The organism is Synechococcus sp. H55.10 (assembly GCF_047502715.1).
Lineage (GTDB): Bacteria > Cyanobacteriota > Cyanobacteriia > Thermostichales > Thermostichaceae > Thermostichus.
The window spans coordinates 1-1,117 of the sequence record NZ_JANSJJ010000057.1; the positions used below are offsets into that span (position 1 = coordinate 1).

The following is a 1,117-nucleotide window of genomic DNA, read 5'->3' on the forward strand; positions in this document are numbered from 1 at the left end:
ACCTTGCCCTTGAGCACCACGTCGGCGATCAGGAAGCGGTCGCGGAACACATGACCGACGAAGGGCAGGTCAAGGGCCGCCCGCACCGTGCTGCGCGCGCCGTCGCAGGCGAGCAGCCACTCGGCGGTCAGCGCATAGGTGCCCTCGGGCGTCTCGACCGTCAGCCGGACGTGATCGCCAGCGCAGTCGAGGGCGCTGAGGCGCGACTGCCAGCGCAGATCGACCAGGCCACTGGCGGCACATGCCTCCACCAGCCAAGCCTCGAGATAGTACTGCTGAAGGTTAACGAAGGCCGGCATGCGGTGCCCGGTCTCGGGCAGCAGGTCGAAGGCATAGGCGAGGCTCGCGCCGTGGAACACCTTGCCGACCTGCCAGGTTACGCCCTTGTCGAGCAGCCGTTCGCCAAGCCCGAGCCGGTCATAGATTTCGAGCGTACGCTTGGCGAGACAGATCGCGCGGCTGCCGATGCTGACAGTGTCGTCCTCGTCGAGCAGCACCGTGGCGATGCCGTGCCGCGCAAGATCGAGCGCCACGGTGAGCCCGACCATGCCGGCGCCGACGATCGCCACCCGATGATGAGAGAGCCCGCGATCGAGTTCGGGCGGTCGGCGGAACGGGAAGCGCGGGCTGGTCCAGGTCGCGGACATCGGGCTCAGCCTCCGCCCGTCCCGCCGCCCTCGAGAGCGCGCCACATCTCGAGATCGCGCGCCGCTGTCCAGACGCGCGGGCGATCGATGCCGAGCGCCTCGTCATAGGCACGGCTGACATTGAACGGCATGCAGTGCTCGAAGATCACCCAGTGTCCGAAATCCGGTTTGAGCGCAGCCACCGCTGCGTCGTAGGTCTCCTTCAGCGGGGCGCCGCGCTGCGCGTAGGCACGCACGAGCGCGTAGAGCCGCGTGGTGAACGCCTCCGTGCCCTCGATCGCGCGCCGGCAGTCCTCTGGCGTGGTCAGCGCTGCGCCGCGCCCCGGCACCATCGCTACCGGATCGAGCGCGCGCAGGGCGGCAAGTGTGGCCGGCCAGTCGGTGAAGTGGGCGTCGCCGCAGTAGGGTGTCGCGCCGAACTCCACCGTGTCGCCGGCGAACAGCACCCGCTCGCGTGGCAGCCAGACGAC

The 1,117-nt window shown here is 69.5% G+C and carries 1 protein-coding gene and 1 pseudogene; both read right to left on the reverse strand.

Features of this window, described 5'->3' with window-relative positions:
• Positions 1–647 (reverse strand): FAD-dependent oxidoreductase (locus NW858_RS04615; RefSeq protein WP_414520012.1); only part of this gene is annotated, 647 nt, incomplete at its 3' end.
• Positions 648–652: 5 nt separating this feature from the next.
• Positions 653–1,117, reverse strand: a pseudogene (locus NW858_RS04620) (hypothetical protein); the annotation flags it as partial.